The organism is Xanthomonas sp. SHU 166 (assembly GCF_000364685.1).
Lineage (GTDB): Bacteria > Pseudomonadota > Gammaproteobacteria > Xanthomonadales > Xanthomonadaceae > Xanthomonas_A > Xanthomonas_A sontii.
In genome coordinates this window covers 1-635 of record NZ_AQOJ01000664.1, presented here as the reverse complement: position 1 = coordinate 635, position 635 = coordinate 1, and the positions used below count along the sequence as shown (strand labels likewise).

At 71.2% G+C, this 635-nt stretch carries 1 protein-coding gene; it reads left to right on the top strand.

All coding sequences use genetic code 11. From position 1 onward, the window contains the following. Positions 1 to 454, top strand: a 454-nt coding sequence (locus tag D180_RS15785) for a hypothetical protein (protein ID WP_017913561.1), incomplete at its 5' end; no start/stop codon positions are given. Positions 455 to 635: the final 181 nt, after the last annotated feature.

Genomic DNA, 635 nt, shown 5'->3' with positions numbered 1-635 from the left:
CCTGGCGCAATCGCTGACCCCGCCGTGCCTGTCGATCGTGCAGGATGCGGCCAGCATCGGGCTGCCGCGCGACGTCCTTGAGCGCGCCGCGGCGATCGCCCGCACTTCGCCGACCGCGCCGCGCGACGACGAGGCGCAACGCCTGGCCTGGATCGCCGGCACCCGCGCGCAAGCGCTGCTCGATGCGGCCGAAACCGCCGGTGCGACGCGCGACCGCTTCGGCTGCAATGCGCTGGCGTCCGCAAAGGTGCCAGCGGACAGCCTCTACCTCGTCGGCCAACTGCTCGAACACGGCCAGGCCGCGGTGTGGCTGCCCACGTCGGGGCGCTTTGCCGCCACGGTGGACATCCGGCGCGACAATCCGCAGTGCCAGCGAGGTCCGATGGGCAGCCTGGCCTACCGCGTCGACGACGAAAAGATCCCGCTGCTGTTCCTGGTCGCATGCGTGACCTGAGCCTGCTGCTGCGCGCCTGTCGCGGCGCTTCGTAGCAATCGCACGCACCACACGGCAGTGAGCGACGTACACTGCGATGCTGCTGCCGTGCACGGGGAGGTGCCATGTTCCAGCGATCGTCGTCGTTCGCCTGTCTGCTCTGGCCGATCCTGGCCGCCTGCGCCGCGCCAGCGGCTGGCGC